The sequence below is a fragment of the Streptomyces fungicidicus genome, assembly GCF_003665435.1.
Taxonomy (GTDB): domain Bacteria; phylum Actinomycetota; class Actinomycetes; order Streptomycetales; family Streptomycetaceae; genus Streptomyces; species Streptomyces fungicidicus.
Map to the genome: position 1 here is coordinate 4,630,639 of NZ_CP023407.1, position 18,290 is coordinate 4,648,928.

The 18,290-nt window shown below is 72.7% G+C and carries 17 protein-coding genes; 13 read left to right on the top strand and 4 right to left on the bottom strand.

Going from position 1 to position 18,290, the window contains the following annotated elements:
• The first annotated feature begins 7 nt into the window (after positions 1–7).
• The 4 genes from CNQ36_RS21345 (at position 8) to glmM (ending at position 4,141) form a co-directional block, all read left to right on the top strand.
• A complete protein-coding gene (locus tag CNQ36_RS21345; RefSeq protein WP_121547166.1) occupies positions 8–1,204 on the top strand; it encodes a glycosyltransferase family 87 protein in 1,197 nt (398 codons plus the stop codon).
• A gap of 233 nt (positions 1,205–1,437) precedes the next feature.
• Positions 1,438–1,881 (top strand): 50S ribosomal protein L13, encoded by a 444-nt coding sequence (gene rplM, locus CNQ36_RS21350; RefSeq protein WP_004927173.1) that lies wholly within the window; start codon positions 1,438–1,440, stop codon positions 1,879–1,881.
• Positions 1,882–1,922: 41 nt separating this feature from the next.
• Positions 1,923–2,435 carry a 30S ribosomal protein S9 gene (rpsI, locus tag CNQ36_RS21355; protein ID WP_004927169.1) on the top strand — a complete coding sequence of 171 codons (513 nt, stop codon included), beginning with the start codon at positions 1,923–1,925 and terminating at the stop codon, positions 2,433–2,435.
• A gap of 347 nt (positions 2,436–2,782) precedes the next feature.
• Positions 2,783–4,141 (top strand): phosphoglucosamine mutase, encoded by a 1,359-nt coding sequence (gene glmM, locus CNQ36_RS21360; protein WP_004927165.1) that lies wholly within the window; start codon positions 2,783–2,785, stop codon positions 4,139–4,141.
• Between the two features lie 496 nt (positions 4,142–4,637).
• Here the strand turns inward: glmM and CNQ36_RS21365 are convergent, their stop codons facing one another.
• Positions 4,638–5,585 (bottom strand): DUF389 domain-containing protein, encoded by a 948-nt coding sequence (locus CNQ36_RS21365; protein WP_121547167.1) that lies wholly within the window; start codon positions 5,583–5,585, stop codon positions 4,638–4,640.
• 15 nt (positions 5,586–5,600) lie between these two features.
• Positions 5,601–6,569 carry a type I pantothenate kinase gene (gene coaA / locus CNQ36_RS21370; RefSeq protein ID WP_040906338.1) on the bottom strand — a complete coding sequence of 323 codons (969 nt, stop codon included), beginning with the start codon at positions 6,567–6,569 and terminating at the stop codon, positions 5,601–5,603.
• A gap of 212 nt (positions 6,570–6,781) precedes the next feature.
• Between coaA and CNQ36_RS21375 the strand changes: the two genes are divergently transcribed.
• The 4 genes from CNQ36_RS21375 (at position 6,782) to CNQ36_RS21390 (ending at position 10,973) form a co-directional block, all read left to right on the top strand.
• Positions 6,782–7,567, top strand: coding sequence for a hypothetical protein (locus CNQ36_RS21375; RefSeq protein ID WP_121547168.1), 786 nt, complete (start codon positions 6,782–6,784; stop codon positions 7,565–7,567).
• 108 nt (positions 7,568–7,675) lie between these two features.
• Entirely contained in the window at positions 7,676–9,523 is a 1,848-nt protein-coding gene (gene glmS / locus CNQ36_RS21380) for a glutamine--fructose-6-phosphate transaminase (isomerizing) (RefSeq protein ID WP_004927152.1), read from the top strand.
• An 87-nt stretch (positions 9,524–9,610) separates the two neighbouring features.
• A complete protein-coding gene (locus CNQ36_RS21385) occupies positions 9,611–9,982 on the top strand; it encodes a holo-ACP synthase (RefSeq protein WP_004927150.1) in 372 nt (123 codons plus the stop codon).
• A 154-nt stretch (positions 9,983–10,136) separates the two neighbouring features.
• Positions 10,137–10,973: an RNA polymerase sigma factor SigF gene (locus CNQ36_RS21390; protein ID WP_040906337.1), complete on the top strand. Its 837-nt coding sequence runs from the start codon at positions 10,137–10,139 to the stop codon at positions 10,971–10,973.
• Between the two features lie 97 nt (positions 10,974–11,070).
• Here the strand turns inward: CNQ36_RS21390 and CNQ36_RS21395 are convergent, their stop codons facing one another.
• Entirely contained in the window at positions 11,071–12,258 is a 1,188-nt protein-coding gene (locus CNQ36_RS21395) for a hypothetical protein (protein ID WP_121547169.1), read from the bottom strand.
• A gap of 160 nt (positions 12,259–12,418) precedes the next feature.
• Here CNQ36_RS21395 and CNQ36_RS21400 point away from each other — a divergent pair, with 160 nt between their 5' ends.
• From CNQ36_RS21400 to CNQ36_RS34805, 5 genes are all read left to right on the top strand, one after another.
• The gene (locus tag CNQ36_RS21400; RefSeq protein ID WP_121547170.1) at positions 12,419–13,858 is read left to right on the top strand and encodes an NAD(P)H-hydrate dehydratase; all 1,440 of its coding nucleotides are present in this window, start codon (positions 12,419–12,421) and stop codon (positions 13,856–13,858) included.
• Between the two features lie 708 nt (positions 13,859–14,566).
• The gene (gene alr, locus CNQ36_RS21405; protein WP_121547171.1) at positions 14,567–15,748 is read left to right on the top strand and encodes an alanine racemase; all 1,182 of its coding nucleotides are present in this window, start codon (positions 14,567–14,569) and stop codon (positions 15,746–15,748) included.
• Entirely contained in the window at positions 15,745–16,938 is a 1,194-nt protein-coding gene (locus CNQ36_RS21410) for an alpha/beta fold hydrolase (RefSeq protein ID WP_040906335.1), read from the top strand. The genes alr and CNQ36_RS21410 overlap by 4 nt, the downstream gene beginning before the upstream one ends.
• On the top strand, positions 16,907–17,428 hold the full coding sequence (gene tsaE / locus CNQ36_RS21415) for a tRNA (adenosine(37)-N6)-threonylcarbamoyltransferase complex ATPase subunit type 1 TsaE (RefSeq protein ID WP_004927128.1): 522 nt from the start codon (positions 16,907–16,909) through the stop codon (positions 17,426–17,428). The genes CNQ36_RS21410 and tsaE overlap by 32 nt, the downstream gene beginning before the upstream one ends.
• Positions 17,429–17,554: 126 nt before the next feature.
• Positions 17,555–17,722: a hypothetical protein gene (locus CNQ36_RS34805; RefSeq protein ID WP_163013321.1), complete on the top strand. Its 168-nt coding sequence runs from the start codon at positions 17,555–17,557 to the stop codon at positions 17,720–17,722.
• 1 nt (position 17,723) lies between these two features.
• Here CNQ36_RS34805 and CNQ36_RS21420 read toward each other — a convergent pair whose 3' ends face one another.
• A complete protein-coding gene (locus tag CNQ36_RS21420; protein ID WP_121547172.1) occupies positions 17,724–18,272 on the bottom strand; it encodes a hypothetical protein in 549 nt (182 codons plus the stop codon).
• Positions 18,273–18,290: the final 18 nt, after the last annotated feature.

Here is an 18,290-nt window from a genome sequence, read left to right on the forward strand (position 1 = left end):
TGCGGGCATGGTGACGGGCAAAAGCGACATCTCCGGGTGGTTGGTGCGGCCCGCGAGGTGGCACCTGTGGGCCGGACTCGCGGCGGTGCTGGGCGCGCTGACGGTGCGTACGGTGCTGGTGACCTCGGGCGGAGGCATGGACAACGCGATCGTCGTGGACGCCGCGCGGACCTGGCTGGACGGTGGATCGCCGTACGACGACCGGCACTTCCTCTATTTCCCGAGCGCGGTCATGGCCGCCGTTCCGCCGGCGCTGCTGCCGCGGTCCGTGCTCGACGTGCTGGGGCCGGTGGCCGCGGTCCTCGCCCTCGCGCTGGGCTGGGCGTGCGCCCTGCGGCTGCACCGGGTGCCGCTGGGCAGCCGGCTCGCCGCCCTCGGCCTGCTGGGCCTCGCGGCCGGCTTCGCGCCGTTCGGGCAGCTGGTGCGGCTGGGCAACTGGACGGTGACGGCCGCGCTGGCGCTGCCGCTCTGCCTGCTGCTGGCGAGCCGGGGCCGGTGGGTCGCGGCGGGGGCGGTGATCGGGGTGGCCGTGGCGCTGAAGCCGCTGCTCGCGCCGATGGCGCTGCTGTTCCTCTTCGCGCGCCGGTGGCGGGCGCTGGCCGTGCTGGTGCTGGTACCGGTGGCGGCGTCGGTGGCGGCGGCGCTCTTCCTGCCCGACCCGACGGGCTTCTTCACCCGCACCCTGCCGTTCCTGCTGCGCGGGGACGACGCCTTCCTGCGGCTCTACGAGGCCTCGCCGGCCGTGGTGCTGCCCCGGCTCGGCGTGCCGGAGACCCCGGCCGTGGTGCTCGCCGCTCTCGCGGCCGCCGCCGGTGTGGTCTGCGCGTACCGGCGCTGGCGCGGGCCCGGTCCGGCGCCGCTGCGGCTGGCGGAGACCTCCGCCGGGCTGATGCTCTCCGCGTTCCTGGTGTCGAGGCCCTCCTACAACCACTACCTCCTGGTCGTGCTGCCGCTGCTGCTGGCCGGGTTGCCGTACGCGGGGTCGGTGGCGCGGCGGCCCTGGTTCTGGCTCGCCCTGGTGCCGCAGCTGCCGGGGGTCACCTGGCCGTGGCTGGAGTCGCCGCGGCGCCGGGCCTTCCAGGACGCGGTCACGCTGTGCGTGCTGGCGGTGACGGTCTCCTACCACTGCGTCCGGGGCGCGCGGGAGGAGGCGGGCCCGAGGGGGACGCCGGGGGAGCGGCGTCCGGCCGTAGAATCGGCGTAGCCCACCTCGGACGGGGTCGTTTTGACCCGTCCGGCCGAGGGTGGGTATCCTGCTTGTTCGTTGTGTGTAGTGGCTTGCTCATTCTCACGTGAGGGGCCCTTACACCGGTCCACCGGGACCGATGACCAGCGACCAGCGCGCGGTTTGCGTCACCGCGGTGCGGTCAGGGCTGTCGTGATCGTCTTCGGTGACCTTGTCAGGACCATTCACTGAAGAAGCGAAGGCTACGAACCGTGCGTACGTACAGCCCCAAGCCCGGCGATGTGACGCGCCAGTGGCACGTCATCGACGCTCAGGACGTTGTCCTGGGTCGTCTGGCCTCCACTGCGGCCTCCATCCTGCGCGGCAAGCACAAGCCGATCTACGCCCCCCACGTCGACACCGGTGACTTCGTCATCATCATCAACGCGGACAAGGTGCACCTCTCCGGCAACAAGCGGACCCAGAAGATGGCGTACCGCCACTCGGGTTACCCGGGTGGTCTGCGCTCCGTCCGCTACGACGAGCTGCTCGACAAGAACCCCGAGAAGGCCATCGAGAAGGCCGTCAAGGGCATGCTCCCCAAGAACACCCTGGGCCGTCAGATGCTTTCCAAGCTGAAGGTCTACTCGGGCGACCAGCACCCGCACGCTGCCCAGCAGCCGGTGCCGTTCGAGATCACCCAGGTCGCGCAGTAAGTCCGGCCACCCCTAAGACTGAAGAGAATCTGAGGAGAATCGTGGCCGAGACCACTGCCGAGCAGCCGCTCGAAGAGCTTGACATCGACAGCTACACCACCGAGTCCGAGGTGCCCGTCGAGGGCGAGTACACCTCGGAGTCGATGGCCTCCCGCTTCGGCGAGCCCCAGCCGGCCGCCGGCCTGGGTCGCCGCAAGAACGCCATCGCCCGCGTCCGGATCGTCCCGGGCACCGGCAAGTGGAAGATCAACGGTCGCACCCTCGAGGACTACTTCCCGAACAAGGTGCACCAGCAGGAAGTCAACGAGCCCTTCAAGGTGCTCGAGCTCGAGGGCCGCTACGACGTCATCGCCCGCATCGCGGGTGGCGGCGTCTCCGGCCAGGCCGGTGCGCTCCGTCTCGGTGTCGCCCGTGCGCTGAACGAGGCGGACGTGGACAACAACCGCGGCCCGCTGAAGAAGGCAGGCTTCCTCAAGCGCGACGACCGTGCGGTCGAGCGCAAGAAGGCCGGTCTGAAGAAGGCCCGTAAGGCCCCGCAGTACAGCAAGCGCTAATCTCGCAGGCGCTCGCGCGTACTCCGAACGCCCCGGCGGCACGCCACAGTGCTGCCGGGGCGTTCGTTTATTCAGTGGCCTGGGCGTATAACGGCACAAGGCGCTCAAAGGCTAATGTGATCGGATGGTCGGGTGCGGTGCCGTGGTGGCGTGGTGCCGTGGCGCCGCGGCGGGCGGTTCGCGTCCGGGAGATGTGAGCCCTGTGCCGCTGCCAGAGGCCGTCGAACACACAGCGGTGGCTTCTGGCAGCGGTACAACTGGCGACCAGCGGTACAACCTGCGACCGCGCGTACGGGTCCAACGCCTCGGCGAGGCCTTTCGATACTGACGCTTCCTCAGGAGGACAAGTGGGACGACTCTTCGGCACGGACGGCGTGCGCGGTGTCGCCAACGCGGACCTGACGGCGGAGATGGCGCTCGGCCTGTCCGTCGCGGCCGCGCACGTACTGGCCGAGGCGGGCACGTTCGAAGGACACCGGCCCACGGCCGTGGTCGGACGTGATCCACGCGCGTCCGGAGAGTTCCTGGAGGCCGCGGTCTGCGCCGGCCTCGCCAGCGCGGGTGTGGACGTCCTGCGGGTCGGCGTGCTGCCCACCCCGGCGGTCGCCCACCTCACCGGCGCGCTCGGCGCCGACCTCGGTGTGATGCTCTCCGCGAGCCACAACGCCATGCCGGACAACGGCATCAAGTTCTTCGCCCGCGGTGGTCACAAGCTCGCCGACGAGCTGGAGGACCGGATCGAGGCCACGTACGAGGAGCACCGCACCGGGGCTCCCTGGGACCGTCCGACCGGTGCCGGGGTCGGCCGGGTGCGGGACTACGAGGAGGGGTTCGACAAGTACGTCGCCCACCTCGTCGGCGTACTGCCGAACCGGCTGGACGGGCTGAAGATCGTCCTGGACGAGGCGCACGGCGCCGCGGCGAAGGTGTCGCCGGAGGCGTTCACGCGGGCCGGGGCCGAGGTCGTGACGATCGGGGCCGACCCGGACGGGCTCAACATCAACGACGGCTGCGGCTCGACCCATCTGGAGCAGCTGAAGGCCGCGGTCGTCGAGCACGGGGCCGCGCTGGGCATCGCGCACGACGGCGACGCCGACCGGTGCCTGGCCGTGGACCACGCCGGTGAGGAGGTCGACGGCGACCAGATCCTCGCGGTGCTGGCGCTGGCGATGCGGGAGCGGTCCGCGCTGCGGTCCGACACCGTGGTCGCGACGGTGATGTCCAACCTGGGCTTCAAGCTGGCCATGGAGCGCGAGGGCATCCGGCTGGTGCAGACCGCTGTCGGCGACCGGTATGTGCTGGAGGAGATGAAGCAGCGGGACTACGCGCTCGGGGGCGAGCAGTCCGGGCACGTCATCGTCCTCGACCACGCGACGACCGGGGACGGGACGCTCACCGGTCTGCTGCTGGCGGCGCGGGTCGCCGAGACGGGCCGTACGCTGCGGGATCTGGCGTCCGTGATGGAGCGGTTGCCGCAGGTTCTGGTGAACGTTCCGGATGTGGACAAGTCGCGGGTGAAGACCTCCGCGGAGCTGGCCGCGGCGGTGACCGAGGCGGAGCGCGAGCTGGGCGAGACCGGGCGGGTGCTGCTGCGTCCGTCGGGGACGGAGCCGCTGGTGCGCGTCATGGTCGAGGCTGCGGACATCGACCAGGCCCGGTCGGTGGCCGGGCGGCTGGCGGACGCGGTGAAGTCGGCGCTGGGTTAGCCGGGTGGGTGGTGCGGGGGCGGGTCGGGGGTGGCCGTCCTCGGACTGGCGCGACTGACCCCGCTGGAAGGGGTGCGGGGCGCGGACGCGCCAGCCACTGCGGGCGGCCACCCCCGCCCCACCCCCTCCCCGCCGTCGCCAACCATCCGCCACACCCGCGCACTGCACGGGCAGCCGCACCGCCGCACTCTGCGGGCAGCCGCACCGCCGCACTCCGCGGGCAGTCATCCCCCCGTTGTGCGCGGGCAGCCACGCCCCCGCCCTCCGCGGGCAGCCACACCCCCGTTCTCCGCGGGCAGTCTCCCCCGGCTGTGCGCGGACAGTCGCACCCCCGCTCTCCGCGGACGGCAGGTGCCGCACCGCCGTTTCCGCGGGCAGTCGCACCCCCGCACTCCGCGGGCAGTCGTGCCGCTGGGGCGGCACGGGTGGGCGCGGCGGCACCCCGTGGGCGCCGGGCTGCGCGAACACCTCCCGGACCGCACCCACGCCGGGGTGGTCAGGGGGCGGTCGGGCGCCGGAGGCGTTTGTGCTGGCCCGCCCAGAACCGCTTCTGCGCCGCCAGCGTGAGCACCCCCGCCAGGGTGATGCCCAACAGGTTGAGCAGAAGCTGCTCGGTCGACCCCCAGGTCTGCACGGTGTCCCCGTAGCTCAACGCCACCGCGGCGTTCGCGGCAGCCGGAATCGTCGTCACCGAGATCGCGACCCCCACCAGCGCCCCGGACTTCGCGGACGTCAGCGACAGCGTCCCGGCCGCCCCGGCCAGTACAGCCACCACGAAGGAGAACCAGTCGGGGGCGTACACGAAGCCGGTCTGCGGACGGTCGCCCTCCAGCTTCGCCTCGGTGAACAGCCCGACCGCGTCCATGAAGAGGCTGAAGCCCACCGTCACCGCCATCGCCACCGCGAAACCCACCAGCAGGGCGGTCACCGAGCGCAGCGCGAGACGCGGCCGGCGCTGCACCACCGCGGTGGAGACGCCGGCCAGCGGGCCGAACTCCGGGCCCACCGCCATCGCGCCCACGATCAGGATCGAGTTGTCCAGCACCACACCGCAGGCCGCGATCATCGTGGCCAGCGTGATGAACATGAGATAGGTGACCGAGAGGGTCGACTCCTCGTGGGTGGCGTCGGTCAGGTGCTCCCACAGCACCGCGTCCGCGGGCTCGCCCGGCGCCTCCTTCTCCGCCTTCTCGGCCCGCTTCGACAGCAGCAGCCCGACGTCGTCCACGGCGATGGAACCGGTCGTCTCCAGACCGAGCCGCTGCAGCCCGCTGAGCAGGTCGTCGCCGGCCTCCCGGGCCACGTCGCACAGCACGACGTCACCGGCGGGACTGCGCGCGGCGCCGGGCAGCACGCACAGGTGCGCCGTGCCGATCGTCCCCTCGATCAGCCGTATTACGTCATCGGTCTTCTCGGCCGGTGAGATCAGGCGCAGGTGCAGCATGGCGGCAGCGTAGCGTCACAGTTTGCGCAGGCTGAGGCGCTGGACCTTGTGGTCCGGCCCCTTGCGCACCACCAGCGTGGCCCGGCCCCGGGTCGGGGCGATGTTCTCCACCAGGTTCGGCTTGTTGATGGTGCGCCACATCGTGCGGGCGTAGTCGAGGGCCTCCTCCTCGGAGACCTGGGTCCACCTGCGGAAGTACGAGGACGGATCCTGGAACGCGGTCTCCCGCAGCCGCTTGAAGCGGTTGAGGTACCAGCTCTCGATGTCCTCGGTGCGGGCGTCGACGTACACGCTGAAGTCGAAGTAGTCGGCGAGCCCGACGCGGGTGCGGCCGTCCTTCCCGGGCAGCGCGGGCTGCAGGACGTTGAGCCCCTCGACGATCAGGATGTCCGGGCGGCGCACCGTGAGCTTCTCGCCCGGGACGATGTCGTAGATGAGGTGCGAGTAGACGGGGGCGGTCACCTCGCCCTTGCCCGCTTTGATGTCGGCGACGAAACGGGTCAGCGCCCGCCGGTCGTACGACTCGGGGAAACCTTTCCGCGACATCAGGCCCCGCTCCTGCAGTTCCTTCGTCGGCAGCAGGAACCCGTCCGTCGTGACCAGCTCCACGCGGGGGTGCTCGGGCCAGCGGGACAGCAGCGCGCGGAGCAGCCGGGCCACCGTGGACTTGCCGACCGCCACGGAACCGGCGACCCCTATGACGAAGGGAGTGCCGGACTGGGAACCCTGCTCGCCCAGGAAGGTGTTCAGCGCGCCCCGCAGCCCGTCGGTGGCGCCGACGTAGAGGTTGAGCAGCCGGGACAGCGGGAGGTAGATGTCCCGCACCTCGTCGAGGTCGATGACGTCACCGAGGCCGCGCAGCTGCTCGACCTCCGCCGCCGACAGGGGCAGCGGAGTCTTGTCGCGCAGCGCGCTCCACTCGGCGCGGGTGAGGTCCACGTAGGGAGTCGCCTCCGGCCGCTGCCGGTGGGCGCTCCGGGGCATCGGGGAGACCGGAGAGATCACAGTCCATTGTTAACGGAGTTCGAACGGGGCGACAGGTGGGCTGTGTCACGCTCGTGGGGGCCGTCCGAGATCACGCGGCCGTCACGGTCGCATACCTGATGATCAATTGTGTGGTGGCTGTGTCGGGGATCCGCTTACAGTGCGCGCAATGCGTTGCGGAGTCCTCCGCGCCCCGAAGAAAGAGTTCCCACGTGAGAACCACCGCCGTTCGCCGTACCGCGCTCGCCGCCTCCGCCGCCGCGCTCGCCCTGCTCGTCACCGCCTGCGGTGGCTCCGGCGACGAGGACAAGGGCGGCGAGGGCAACGGCAAGGCCGACTCGAGTGCCTCCGCGGCCCCGGCGGCCAAGGCGCTCACCGCCGCCGAGCTGGAGAAGGCCGGGCTCGCGCAGTCGGACGTGAAGAGTGGCAAGGTCGCCACCAAGCTCCCGGCGACGGACGACATCGCCAAGGACCAGGTGAAGACCAAGGACGCGGCCTGCCTGCCGCTGGCCCACGCGCAGGCCGGGGTGGCCCAGGGCGAGCCGGCCGCGACCGTGAAGCGGTCCTGGACGGGCGAGCCCGTGAAGCCCTCCGAGGGCACCAGCCCCGAGGACGCCCTGATGGCCTCCCTCGACGTCGACAAGATGCTGATCAACCTCGCCTCCTACGAGGACGGCGGCGCCGAGCAGGCGATGAAGGGCCTGACCGACGCCGCCGGGAAGTGCGCGGGCGGTTTCACCGCCACCGTGTCCGGTGAGGAGATGCAGGTCGTCAAGGTCGCCGGGGGCACCGCGCCCGAGGGCGGCGACGAGAGTTCCGCCCTCACCCTGACCATCGCCGCCGAGGAGGACGTCAAGGCGCCGAGCAAGATCGTCGTCGTCCGCAAGGGCGCCACCCTGGTCACCTTCAGCGCCGTCAACCTGGCCGCCATGGCCACCGGCGAGGACTTCGACGTCCCGGCGGACGTCGTCACCGCCCAGGTCGGCAAGCTCGGCTGACACTCTGGGGGTTCCGTTCCCACCGGTGCTTCCTGCACCGGTGGGAATTTCCGATTTCGGGCACACGGAGGGCCTTTCCGGCAGCTGACGGACCGTAGGCTGCCGGGCATGTGCGGAATCGTGGGATACGTGGGGCCGCAGTCGGCGCTGACCGTCGTGACGGCCGGACTGAAGCGGCTGGAGTACCGGGGATACGACTCGGCGGGCGTCGCCGTGCTGGCGGACGGCGGTCTGGCCACGGCCAAGCGGGCCGGGAAGCTCGTCAACCTCGAGAAGGAGCTGGCCGAGCGGCCGCTGCCGTCCGGCACCACCGGCATCGGGCACACCCGCTGGGCCACGCACGGCGGTCCGACGGACGCCAACGCCCACCCGCACCTCGACAACGCGGGCCGGGTCGCCGTCGTCCACAACGGCATTATCGAGAACTTCGCCGCCCTCCGGGAGGAGTTGGCCGAGCGCGGCCACGCGCTCGCCTCCGAGACGGACACCGAGGTCGTCGCGCACCTCCTCGCCGAGGAGTTCTCCGCCTGCGCGGACCTCGCCGAGGCGATGAGGCTGGTGTGCCGGCGTCTGGAGGGCGCGTTCACCCTGGTCGCCGTCCACGCGGACGAGCCGGACGTGGTGGTGGGCGCGCGGCGGAACTCGCCACTGGTGGTGGGGGTCGGCGACGGGGAGGCCTTCCTCGCCTCGGACGTCGCCGCGTTCATCGCGCACACCCGGGACGCCGTCGAGCTGGGGCAGGACCAGGTGGTCGAACTGCGCCGGGACGCGGTGACGGTCACCGACTTCGACGGCGGCCCGGCCGACGTCCGCGAGTACCACGTCGACTGGGACGCCTCCGCCGCCGAGAAGGGCGGCTACGACTACTTCATGCTCAAGGAGATCGCCGAGCAGCCGAAGGCGGTCGCCGACACCCTGCTGGGCCGCATCGACGGGGCGGGTTCGCTGACCCTGGACGAGGTGCGGATCCCCGCGAACGTCCTGCGCGAGGTCGACAAGGTCGTCATCGTCGCCTGCGGTACGGCCTTCCACGCCGGGCTGATCGCCAAGTACGCCATCGAGCACTGGACCCGGCTCCCCTGCGAGGTGGAACTGGCCAGCGAGTTCCGCTACCGGGACCCGATCCTCGACCAGCAGACCCTGGTCGTCGCCATCTCCCAGTCCGGGGAGACCATGGACACACTGATGGCGCTGCGCCACGCCCGCGAGCAGGGCGCGCACGTGCTGGCCATCTGCAACACCAACGGCTCCACCATCCCGCGCGAGTCCGACGCCGTGCTGTACACGCACGCCGGGCCCGAGGTCGCGGTCGCCTCGACCAAGGCGTTCCTGACCCAGCTGGTCGCCTGCTACCTGGTCGCGCTCTACCTGGGCCAGGTGCGGGGCACCAAGTGGGCCGACGAGATCCGCGCGGTGGTGCGGGACCTGTCCTCCGTCTCCGGCGCGGTCGACCGGGTCCTGGAGACCATGGAGCCGGTACGGGCACTGGCGCGGTCGCTGGCGGAGAAGAACACGGTGCTGTTCCTGGGACGGCACGTGGGCTACCCGGTAGCGCTGGAAGGGGCCCTGAAGCTGAAGGAGCTCGCGTACATGCACGCGGAGGGCTTCGCGGCCGGCGAGCTGAAGCACGGGCCGATCGCCCTGATCGAGGACGACCTGCCGGTGGTCGTGGTCGTGCCGTCGCCGCGCGGCCGGTCCGTCCTCCACGACAAGATCGTCTCCAACATCCAGGAGATCCGGGCGCGCGGTGCCCGGACCATCGTCATCGCGGAGGAGGGGGACGAGGCCGTCGCCCCGTACGCCGACCACCTGATCCGCATCCCGGTCACCCCGACACTGCTCCAGCCGCTGGTGGCGACGGTGCCGCTGCAGGTCTTCGCCTGCGAGCTGGCGACCGCACGGGGGAACGAGGTGGACCAGCCGCGCAATCTGGCGAAGTCGGTGACGGTGGAGTGACGCCGGCCGCGGGTGTCGCCGCCCCGTCCGCCCCGTCCGGCCCTACCGAGTCCCGCCGGACGCGGCGGCAGGGCCTAGGGTGCCCGCATGAGCATCATCGGAGTCGGGATCGACGTCGCCGAGGTGGAGCGGTTCGCGGAGTCGCTGGAGCGGACGCCCGCCCTGGCCCAGCGGCTCTTCCTGGAGAGCGAGTTGCTGCTGCCCAGCGGTGAGCGGCGGGGTATCGCCTCGCTCGCCGCGCGGTTCGCCGCCAAGGAGGCGCTCGCCAAGGCGCTCGGTGCGCCCGCGGGGCTGTACTGGACCGACGCCGAGGTGTGGTGCGAGGACAGCGGGCAGCCCCGGCTGCGGGTGAAGGGCACGGTCGCGGCGCGCGCCGCCGAACTGGGCGTACGGTCCTGGCACGTGTCGCTCAGCCACGACGCCGGGATCGCTTCGGCGGTGGTGATCGCGGAAGGGTGAGGCGGGGTGCGGGGGGCGTGGGCTTCGTCTTCCGCTTTCGTGCGGACGTCGTCGGTGAAGGGGATGTGTGCTTCGCGTGGACCGGGGTAAGCGCGTTTAGCCGGTGTCTCTAGCCGGGCCGATCGAACAGGGAGGGCGCACAGTGACGTCGACGATGGCGCGGACCGACCGAACTCAGACGGTGACCGAGCTGCCGGAGGTCGCCGACCCGGGCCAGGTCGCGCCGCAGGACGCCCGCGAACTTTCGAAGGTGTTCTTCCGCCGCCTGACGGTGCTGGAGGAAGGCACGCACGAATACCAGTACGCGCGCAACACGCTGATCGAGATGAACATGTCCCTGGTCCGCTACGCGGCCGGCCGGTTCCGCAGCCGCGGTCCGGAGGAGATGGAGGACATCGTCCAGGTCGGCATGATCGGGCTGATCAAGGCGATCGACCGGTTCGAGCTGTCGCGCGAGGTCGAGTTCACCTCCTTCGCGATCCCCTACATCGTGGGGGAGATCAAGCGCTTCTTCCGGGACACGTCGTGGTCCGTGCACGTTCCGCGCCGGCTGCAGGAGGCCCGGGTGCAGCTTGCCCGTGCCACCGAGGAGCTGCGCAGCCGGCTGGGCCGTACGCCCACGGTCGGTGAGCTCGCGCAGCTGATGAGCCTGACCGAGGAAGAGGTCAACGAGGCGCGGATCGCCTCGAACGGCTACAACTCCGCCTCCCTGGACGCGGCCATCGGCAGTGAGCCCGACGGTGAGAGCGTGCTCGCCGACTTCATCGGCTCCGAGGACGCCGCGCTGGAACTGGTCGAGGACTTCCACGCGCTGGCGCCGATGATCGCCGATCTCGACGAGCGTGAGCGCAAGATCGTGCACTGGCGCTTCGTGGAGGAGCTGACCCAGGCGGAGATCGGGCAGCGGCTCGGCTGCTCGCAGATGCATGTGTCGCGGCTGCTCTCGCGGACGCTGAAGCGGCTGCGGGCGGGGATGCTGGCCACGGGCTGAGGCGCGGCGCGCGTCGGCTTGACGCGTGTCGGCTTGGCGCGTGGTGCGCGGGATGTGCGGGGTGCGGCGAGGTCGCCGCGCCCCGCTTTTTTGCTGGCTAGCAGATCGACTGGCTGGAGTTCACCAGCCGGTTGTTGCGGAACGTGGTGTTCTCGCCGCAGGGGCTCTCGCGGATCGACGAGTTCGTCACCGTGAGGTTCTGGACGGTGATGTCCCTGTTGTTCGCGAACTCCGTGCGCGCCGCCAGGCGGATCTCGCCGCCGCCGGTGACCGTGCCGCTCTGGGCGGCCAGGTTCACGTTGTAGCAGTTCTCGATGAGGATCGCGTTGTTGCCGGTGTTCGAGAGCGTGATCCGGTCGATCGTCGCGCCGCCGCTCTCCGAGACGCAGAACACGCCGCGTCCGCCGCCGCGGGCCACGACCTCGCCTACGCGGATGTTGGTCGAGTACGAACTGCCGATACGGCCGTTGCGGTTGGCCATGCGGAAGGCGGCGTAGCCGGTGCCGGTGCCGGCGTTCTCCGCGTCCACCTTGGAGACCGTGGCGTTGATCGTCTGGTTCAGCAGCAGGCCCGACTCGCCGACGTTGCGGGCGGTCACCGTGCCGACGGTGAGGCCGTCGACGCCGTACGTCTCCACGGCGTGGCTGGACGCGCCGGAGACGTAGACGTCGTCGATGCGGACGTTGCGCGTCCACTGGCTGGTGTCGCCGCGGTTGTCGATGCGGACGCCGAGGCCGGCCGAGAGGCGCATGTCGATCTGGCCGAGCACCACGTTCTGCACGTTGCGCAGGAAGATCCCGTACAGCGGGGCGCCGGTGACGTTGAGGTGCTGCACCTCGATGTCCCGGGTGCCGCGGGAGTAGACCGGGGCCTGGTCGCCCGAGCCGCTGCCGGTGACGTTGATGGTGCCGCAGACGTCGAGGGCGGTGTAGCTCGGCAGGGAGATGCGGGAACCGGCGGAGACGGAGCCCGAGCCGCGGACCACCACCCGTTCCTTGCTGGTGCGGCCGGCGGACAGGCTGCTGATGGCCGCCTGGACGGCCGCGCGCATGTCGGTGCCGGTGTAGACGGTGCTGCTGCCGCGCCTGGCGGTCCAGGTGCTGCCGTTCAGTACCGCCTCGGCCTGGTAGGAGCCGTCGCCGCAGGCTGCCGCGCGGGCGGGTGCGGGTGCGGGGGTGGTGGGGGTGGGGGTTGCTGGTGTCGCCGCGGCGGGGGTCGTCAGGGTGCCTGCGGCGGTGAGGAGTGCGGTGGCGGCTGCTGCGAGTAGTGCGGCTCTGCGTCGCATGGGTCCTCTGTCTCTGTCGTCAGGTCGCGTCGAACCGGTTCGACTGAATCGATTCATGCGGTGGGGGGCGGAGAGTTTGGCAAGGGCATGGCAATGAGTCAAGGTGAACCGGCTCGCGGGTTGCGGGAGTGGGCGGGCCGCTTCGGGGAGACTCGGACGCATGCGTACTGCGTACAGCGTGGAGACGGTCAGGGCGGCGGAACGGGAACTGATGGCACGGCTGCCGGAGGGGGCGCTGATGCAGCGCGCCGCCGCCGGGCTCGCCGCGGCCTGCGCGGATGTGCTGGGGCGGGTGTACGGCAGCCGGGTGGTGCTGCTGGTCGGCAGCGGGGACAACGGAGGGGACGCCCTCTACGCCGGTGCCCGGCTCGCGCGGCGCGGTGCGGGGGTGAGCGCGGTGCTGCTCGCGCCGGAGCGGGCTCATGGCGGGGGGCTTGCGGCGTTGCGGCGGGCCGGGGGGCGAGTGGTGGGGGCGGACGGGGGCGGGGCCGAGGCGGTGGTCGGGCGGGCCGATCTCGTGGTGGACGGGATCGTCGGGATCGGGGGGACGGGCGGGTTGCGTCCGAATGCGGTGCCGCTGGCGGACGCGGTGGAACGGTCGCGGGCGGTGGTGGTCGCCGTCGATCTGCCGAGCGGGGTCGACGCCGACACCGGGGAGGTGCGGGGGAGGGCGCTGCGGGCGGATCTCACGGTGACGTTCGGGACGCACAAGCCGGGGCTGCTGGTGGATCCGGCGCGGGAGTACGCGGGGTCGGTGCGGCTGGTCGACATCGGTCTCGAGCTGCCGGCGTCGGCGGAACTGGAGGCGTTGCAGCACGCGGACGTGGCCCGGATGCTGCCGGTGCCGGCGGCGGAGAGCGACAAGTACCGGCGGGGTGTGGTGGGCATCGCGGCCGGTTCCGCCCGGTATCCCGGGGCCGCGGTGCTCGCGGTGGCGGGGGCGCTGCGGGGTGGGGCGGGGGCGGTGCGGTACGTCGGTCCCGCGGGGCAGGCGGTGATCGCGCGCTTTCCCGAGACGCTGGTTTCGGACGGGGGGCCGAAGCACGCGGGGCGGGTGCAGTCGTGGGTGGTCGGGCCGGGGGCCGGGGACGACGCGGCGACGGTCGCGGAGGTGCTGGCGGCGGAGGTGCCGGTGCTGATCGACGCGGACGGGCTGCGGCTGGCGGAGGCCTCGGCGGTGCGGGCGCGGCGGGCGCCGACCGTGATGACGCCGCACGCGGGGGAGGCGGCGGCGTTGCTCGGTGTCGAGCGGGAGGAGGTCGAGGGTGGGCGGCTGGCGGCGGTGCGGGAGTTGGCGGGGCGGTACGGGGCGACGGTGCTGCTGAAGGGGTCGACGACGCTGATCGCGTCCGCGGGTGGTGCGGCGGTGCGGGTGAACCCCACGGGTACGTCGTGGCTGGCCACGGCGGGGAGTGGTGACGTGTTGTCGGGGCTCGCGGGGTCGTTGCTGGCGGCGGGGCTGCCGGCTGTGGACGCGGCGAGTGCGGCGGCGTATCTGCACGGGCTGGCGGGGCGGTTCGCGGCGGACGGGGCGCCGGCGGGGGCCCACGATGTGGCGGAGGAGATCGCGGGGGCTTGGCGGAGTGTGGTGCGGGCGTAGCGCCTGATGGCGGTGGGTGGGGCGGGGCCGGGTCGGGGGTGGCCGTCCTCGGACTGGCGCGACTGCCCCCGCTGTGCAGTGGCCCGGCGCGGACGCGCCAGCCACTGCGGGCGACCACCCCCGCCCCGTCCCCTCCGCGCCGCGGGCGGCCACCTGCCGTCTACGGCACGGCAACCCGCCACACTCCGCGGGCAGTCGTGCCGCTGGGACGGCAGCCCACCCCCACCCCGCCGCCCCCCGCGGGCAGTCGTGCCGCTGGGACGGCAGCCCACCCCCACCCCGCCGCCCTCCGCGGACAGCCCGAGCCCCCCGCCCTCCGCGGACAGCCCGCCCCCCCCGCTCTCCGCGGGCAGCCCGAGCCCTCCGCTCTCCGCGGGCAGTCGCCCCGCCCTCCGCGGGCAGCCCGAGCCCCCCGCTCTCCGCGGGCAGTCGTGCCGCAGGGCGGCACGGGTGGGCGCGACGGCACCCCGCAAGCGCCGGGCTGCGCAACCCGCCCCCGGCCCGCATCCACGCCGGGTACCGGGAAGCGCCGGGCCGCACAACCCCACCCCCGGCCCACCCCCACGCCGGGTACCGGGGAAGCACCCGGTTGCTCAGCCACGCGGGGCCACCCGCACCGTGCCGGGTTGCCGAGCCCCGCCACGGTGCCCGTGTGATCAAACCCCCGCTCCACCGGAGCCCCACCCCCGCTCTGAGAGACTGGGCGGGATGAACGAGACAGATGCCCCGGGGGGTGCGGCACTGCGTGCCCGTGCCGAGATCGACCTGGCCGCCGTACGGGCCAACGTGCGCACCCTGCGCCAACGTGCCCCCGGCACCGCCCTCATGGCCGTGGTCAAGGCCGACGGATACGGCCACGGCGCGGCCCCCTGCGCACGGGCCGCCGTCGAGGCCGGGGCGACCTGGCTCGGCACCGCCACCCCCCAGGAGGCGCTCGCGCTGCGCGCGCCCGGCTCCGGGGTGCCCGCCGGCGTACGGATCATGTGCTGGCTGTGGACGCCCGGAGGGCCCTGGCGCGAGGCGATCGAGGCCGACCTCGACGTGTCCCTCGGCGGCAGATGGGCGCTGGACGAGGTCACCCGCGCCGCGCGCCTCGCCGGCCGGCCCGCGCGGGTGCAGCTCAAGGCCGACACCGGCCTCGGGCGCGGCGGCTGCCAGCCCGGCGACGACTGGACGGAGCTGGTCGCCGCCGCGCTGCGTGCCGAGGCGGAGGGGCTGCTGCGGGTCACCGGCCTGTGGTCGCACTTCGCCTGTGCCGACGAGCCGGGGCATCCCTCCATCGCCGCCCAGCTCACCCGGTTCCGGGAGATGGTGGCGTACGCCGAGGCGCAGGGGGTGCGCCCCGAGGTGCGGCACATCGCCAACTCGCCCGCGACCCTCACCCTGCCCGAGAGCCACTTCGACCTCGTCCGCCCCGGCATCGCGATGTACGGGATCTCGCCGAGCCCCGAGATCGGCACCTCCGCCGACTTCGGACTGCGTCCGGCGATGACCCTGTCCGCGTCGCTGGCCCTGGTGAAGCACGTACCCGGCGGCCACGGCGTCAGCTACGGCCATCACTACGTCACCCCGGGCGCCACCACCCTCGGCCTCGTCCCGCTGGGCTACGCGGACGGCGTCCCGCGTCACGCCTCCTCCGCCGGGCCCGTCCTGGTCGAGGGCAAGTGGCGGACGGTCGCGGGGCGGGTCGCGATGGACCAGTTCGTCGTCGACCTGGGCGGGGACGAGCCGGAGCCGGGCGCCGAGGCGGTCCTCTTCGGGCCCGGCGAACGCGGTGAGCCGACGGCCGAGGACTGGGCGCAGGCGGCGGGGACCATCGCGTACGAGATCGTCACCCGGATCGGCGCCCGTGTCCCGCGCGTCTATGTGAACGAGGGGAGCGGCAGGTGAGTGAGGGGATCGCGGAGGCCGCCGGCGCGCCCGGCTGGCGCCGTGCCACCGGCGTCGCGGGCGTCGCGATAGGCGTGCTCGCCACGGGGGCCGCGGCCGGCGTCGCCATAGAACGGATGACGGTCGGCCGGGGCATGCGGAAGAAGGCCAGGCTCGCCCTGGACTCCGCGGGTCCGTACGGCGGGCTGCGCGGCACACCCGGCAAGGCGTACGCCGATGACGGAACCGAGCTGTACTACGAGGCCGACGACCTCGACCCCGACCCCACCCCCGCCCGCCGGCGCCGGCTGTTCGGCCGCAGGACGCCGGCCCCGGTCACCGTCGTCTTCAGCCACGGCTACTGCCTCAACCAGGACTCCTGGCACTTCCAGCGGGCCGCGCTGCGGGGCGTCGTACGGACCGTGCACTGGGACCAGCGCAGCCACGGACGTTCCGCGCGGGCGGAACGGGGCGAGCCGGTCACCATCGATCAGCTGGGCCGGGACCTGAAGGCCGTCATCGACGCGGCCGCGCCCGAGGGGCCGATCGTGCTGGTCGGGCACTCCATGGGCGGGATGACGGTGATGGCCCTCGCCGACCAGTACCCGGAGCTGATCCGGGAGCGGGTCGTGGGCGTCGTCCTGGTCGGCACGTCGTCGGGACGGCTCGGGGAGGTCAACTTCGGGCTGCCGGTGGCCGGTGTCAACGCGGTGCGGCGGGTGCTGCCGGGGGTGCTGAAGGCGCTGGGGCAGCGTGCCGAACTGGTGGAGAAGGGGCGCCGGGCCACCGCGGACCTGTTCGCGGGGGTCATCAAGCGGTACTCGTTCGCGACCAGGGACGTGGACCCGGCCGTCGCCCGGTTCGCCGAGCGGATGATCGAGAGCACGCCCATCGACGTGGTGGCCGAGTACTACCCGGCGTTCAGCGACCACGACAAGACCGAGGCCCTCGCCCACTTCGTCGGACTGCCGGTGCTGGTCCTGGCCGGGGTGGAGGACCTCGTCACCCCCAGCGAGCACAGCGAGGCGATAGCCGACCTGCTGCCCGAGGCGGAACTGGTGCTGGTCCCGGACGCCGGTCACCTGGTCATGCTGGAGCACCCGGAGGTGGTCACCGACCGTCTCGCCGACCTGCTCACCCGCGCGGGCGCGGTGCCCGCAGGGACTACGGTGGGGGGCTATGGAAGCAGCAGCACCGCACAACCCGGCTGAGCCCGCGAACTCCGCCGTCCTGACCGTGACCTCCCCCGAGCAGATGCGCGAACTGGGGCGCAGGCTCGCCAAGCTGCTGCGGGCCGGCGATCTGGTGCTGCTCTCGGGCGAGCTCGGCGCGGGCAAGACGACGCTGACCCGGGGGCTGGGCGAGGGGCTCGGCGTGCGGGGCGCGGTCACCTCGCCGACCTTCGTGATCGCCCGGGTGCACCCGTCGCTTGGCGACGGTCCGCCGCTGGTCCACGTCGACGCCTACCGGCTCTCCGGCGGTCTGGACGAGATGGAGGACCTCGATCTCGACGTCTCGCTGCCGGAGTCGGTGATCGTCGTGGAGTGGGGCGAGGGCAAGGTCGAGGAGCTGACCGACGACCGGCTGCAGCTCGTCATCCACCGGGCGGTCGGCGACACCACGGACGAGGTGCGCCACGTGACCGTGACCGGTCTGGGCGGGCGCTGGGCGGGGACCGACCTGAGCGTGCTGTCCGCCTGATCCGCCTCGGTTCCGACAACGTGTCGGCAAAGTGTTGCGTTCGGTGTCCCGGGCGTGGTCACATGGTATCCAGTTCGTAGTTAGGTGTGCCTAAGTACGTCCGCCCCCGACCTTCAGGAGGCGTCCATGCCGGTCACTCCGAGCGCTCATGAGTCCGCGCCGCAGCCGCCGTCACTCTCCGGGGTGCCCATGCGCGAGCTGCTCGCCGCCTGCGCCGCGGCCGCCGCGGTCTCCACCCCGCCCCGCGCCCCCGAACCCCGCGAGACGCGGGAAGGCCACCGCGAGGCGGCGTAGCTCACGGGACGACGACGATCACACGGCCGATCGTCGCGAACCCCCACATCGCCGCGCCGTCCGCGCGGGTCTCACGGATGCCGCCCGTCCGCTCCTGGGGGTCGAGCTGCGGCGCCGAGCCGTCGACCGCCGCACTGAACCCGATCGCCGTGCCCTCGACGGACGCGAACCGCACGACGTGCTCGACCGGGACGCCGTCCGATCCGGTGACCGCACCGGACCGCGACGTGACCCGGTAGGTGCCCGGCTCCGGGTCCACCGTGCTGGGGACGACCCCGAAGGTGCGCCGGACCTTGCCGCTCTCCTCGACGAGCCACACCCGGTCGTCGTCCAGCGAGTACACGACCCGTTCGCCCTGCCCCGAGCGGGCCGGCAGGGCCGTCCGGCGGTGCGCGTCGCGGGGGATCTCGTGGGCGGTCGCCGTGGTGCCCGGCGCCGGCGCGCGCAGCTCGGCGGGCACGGTCGCCGCCGCCCGGTGACCGAGGTAGCCGACCGTCGCGAGGGCCGCCGCGGTCAGCCCCGCCACGATCGCCGAGCTGGTGCCTGCCACCGCCGTCACCTCTGTCCC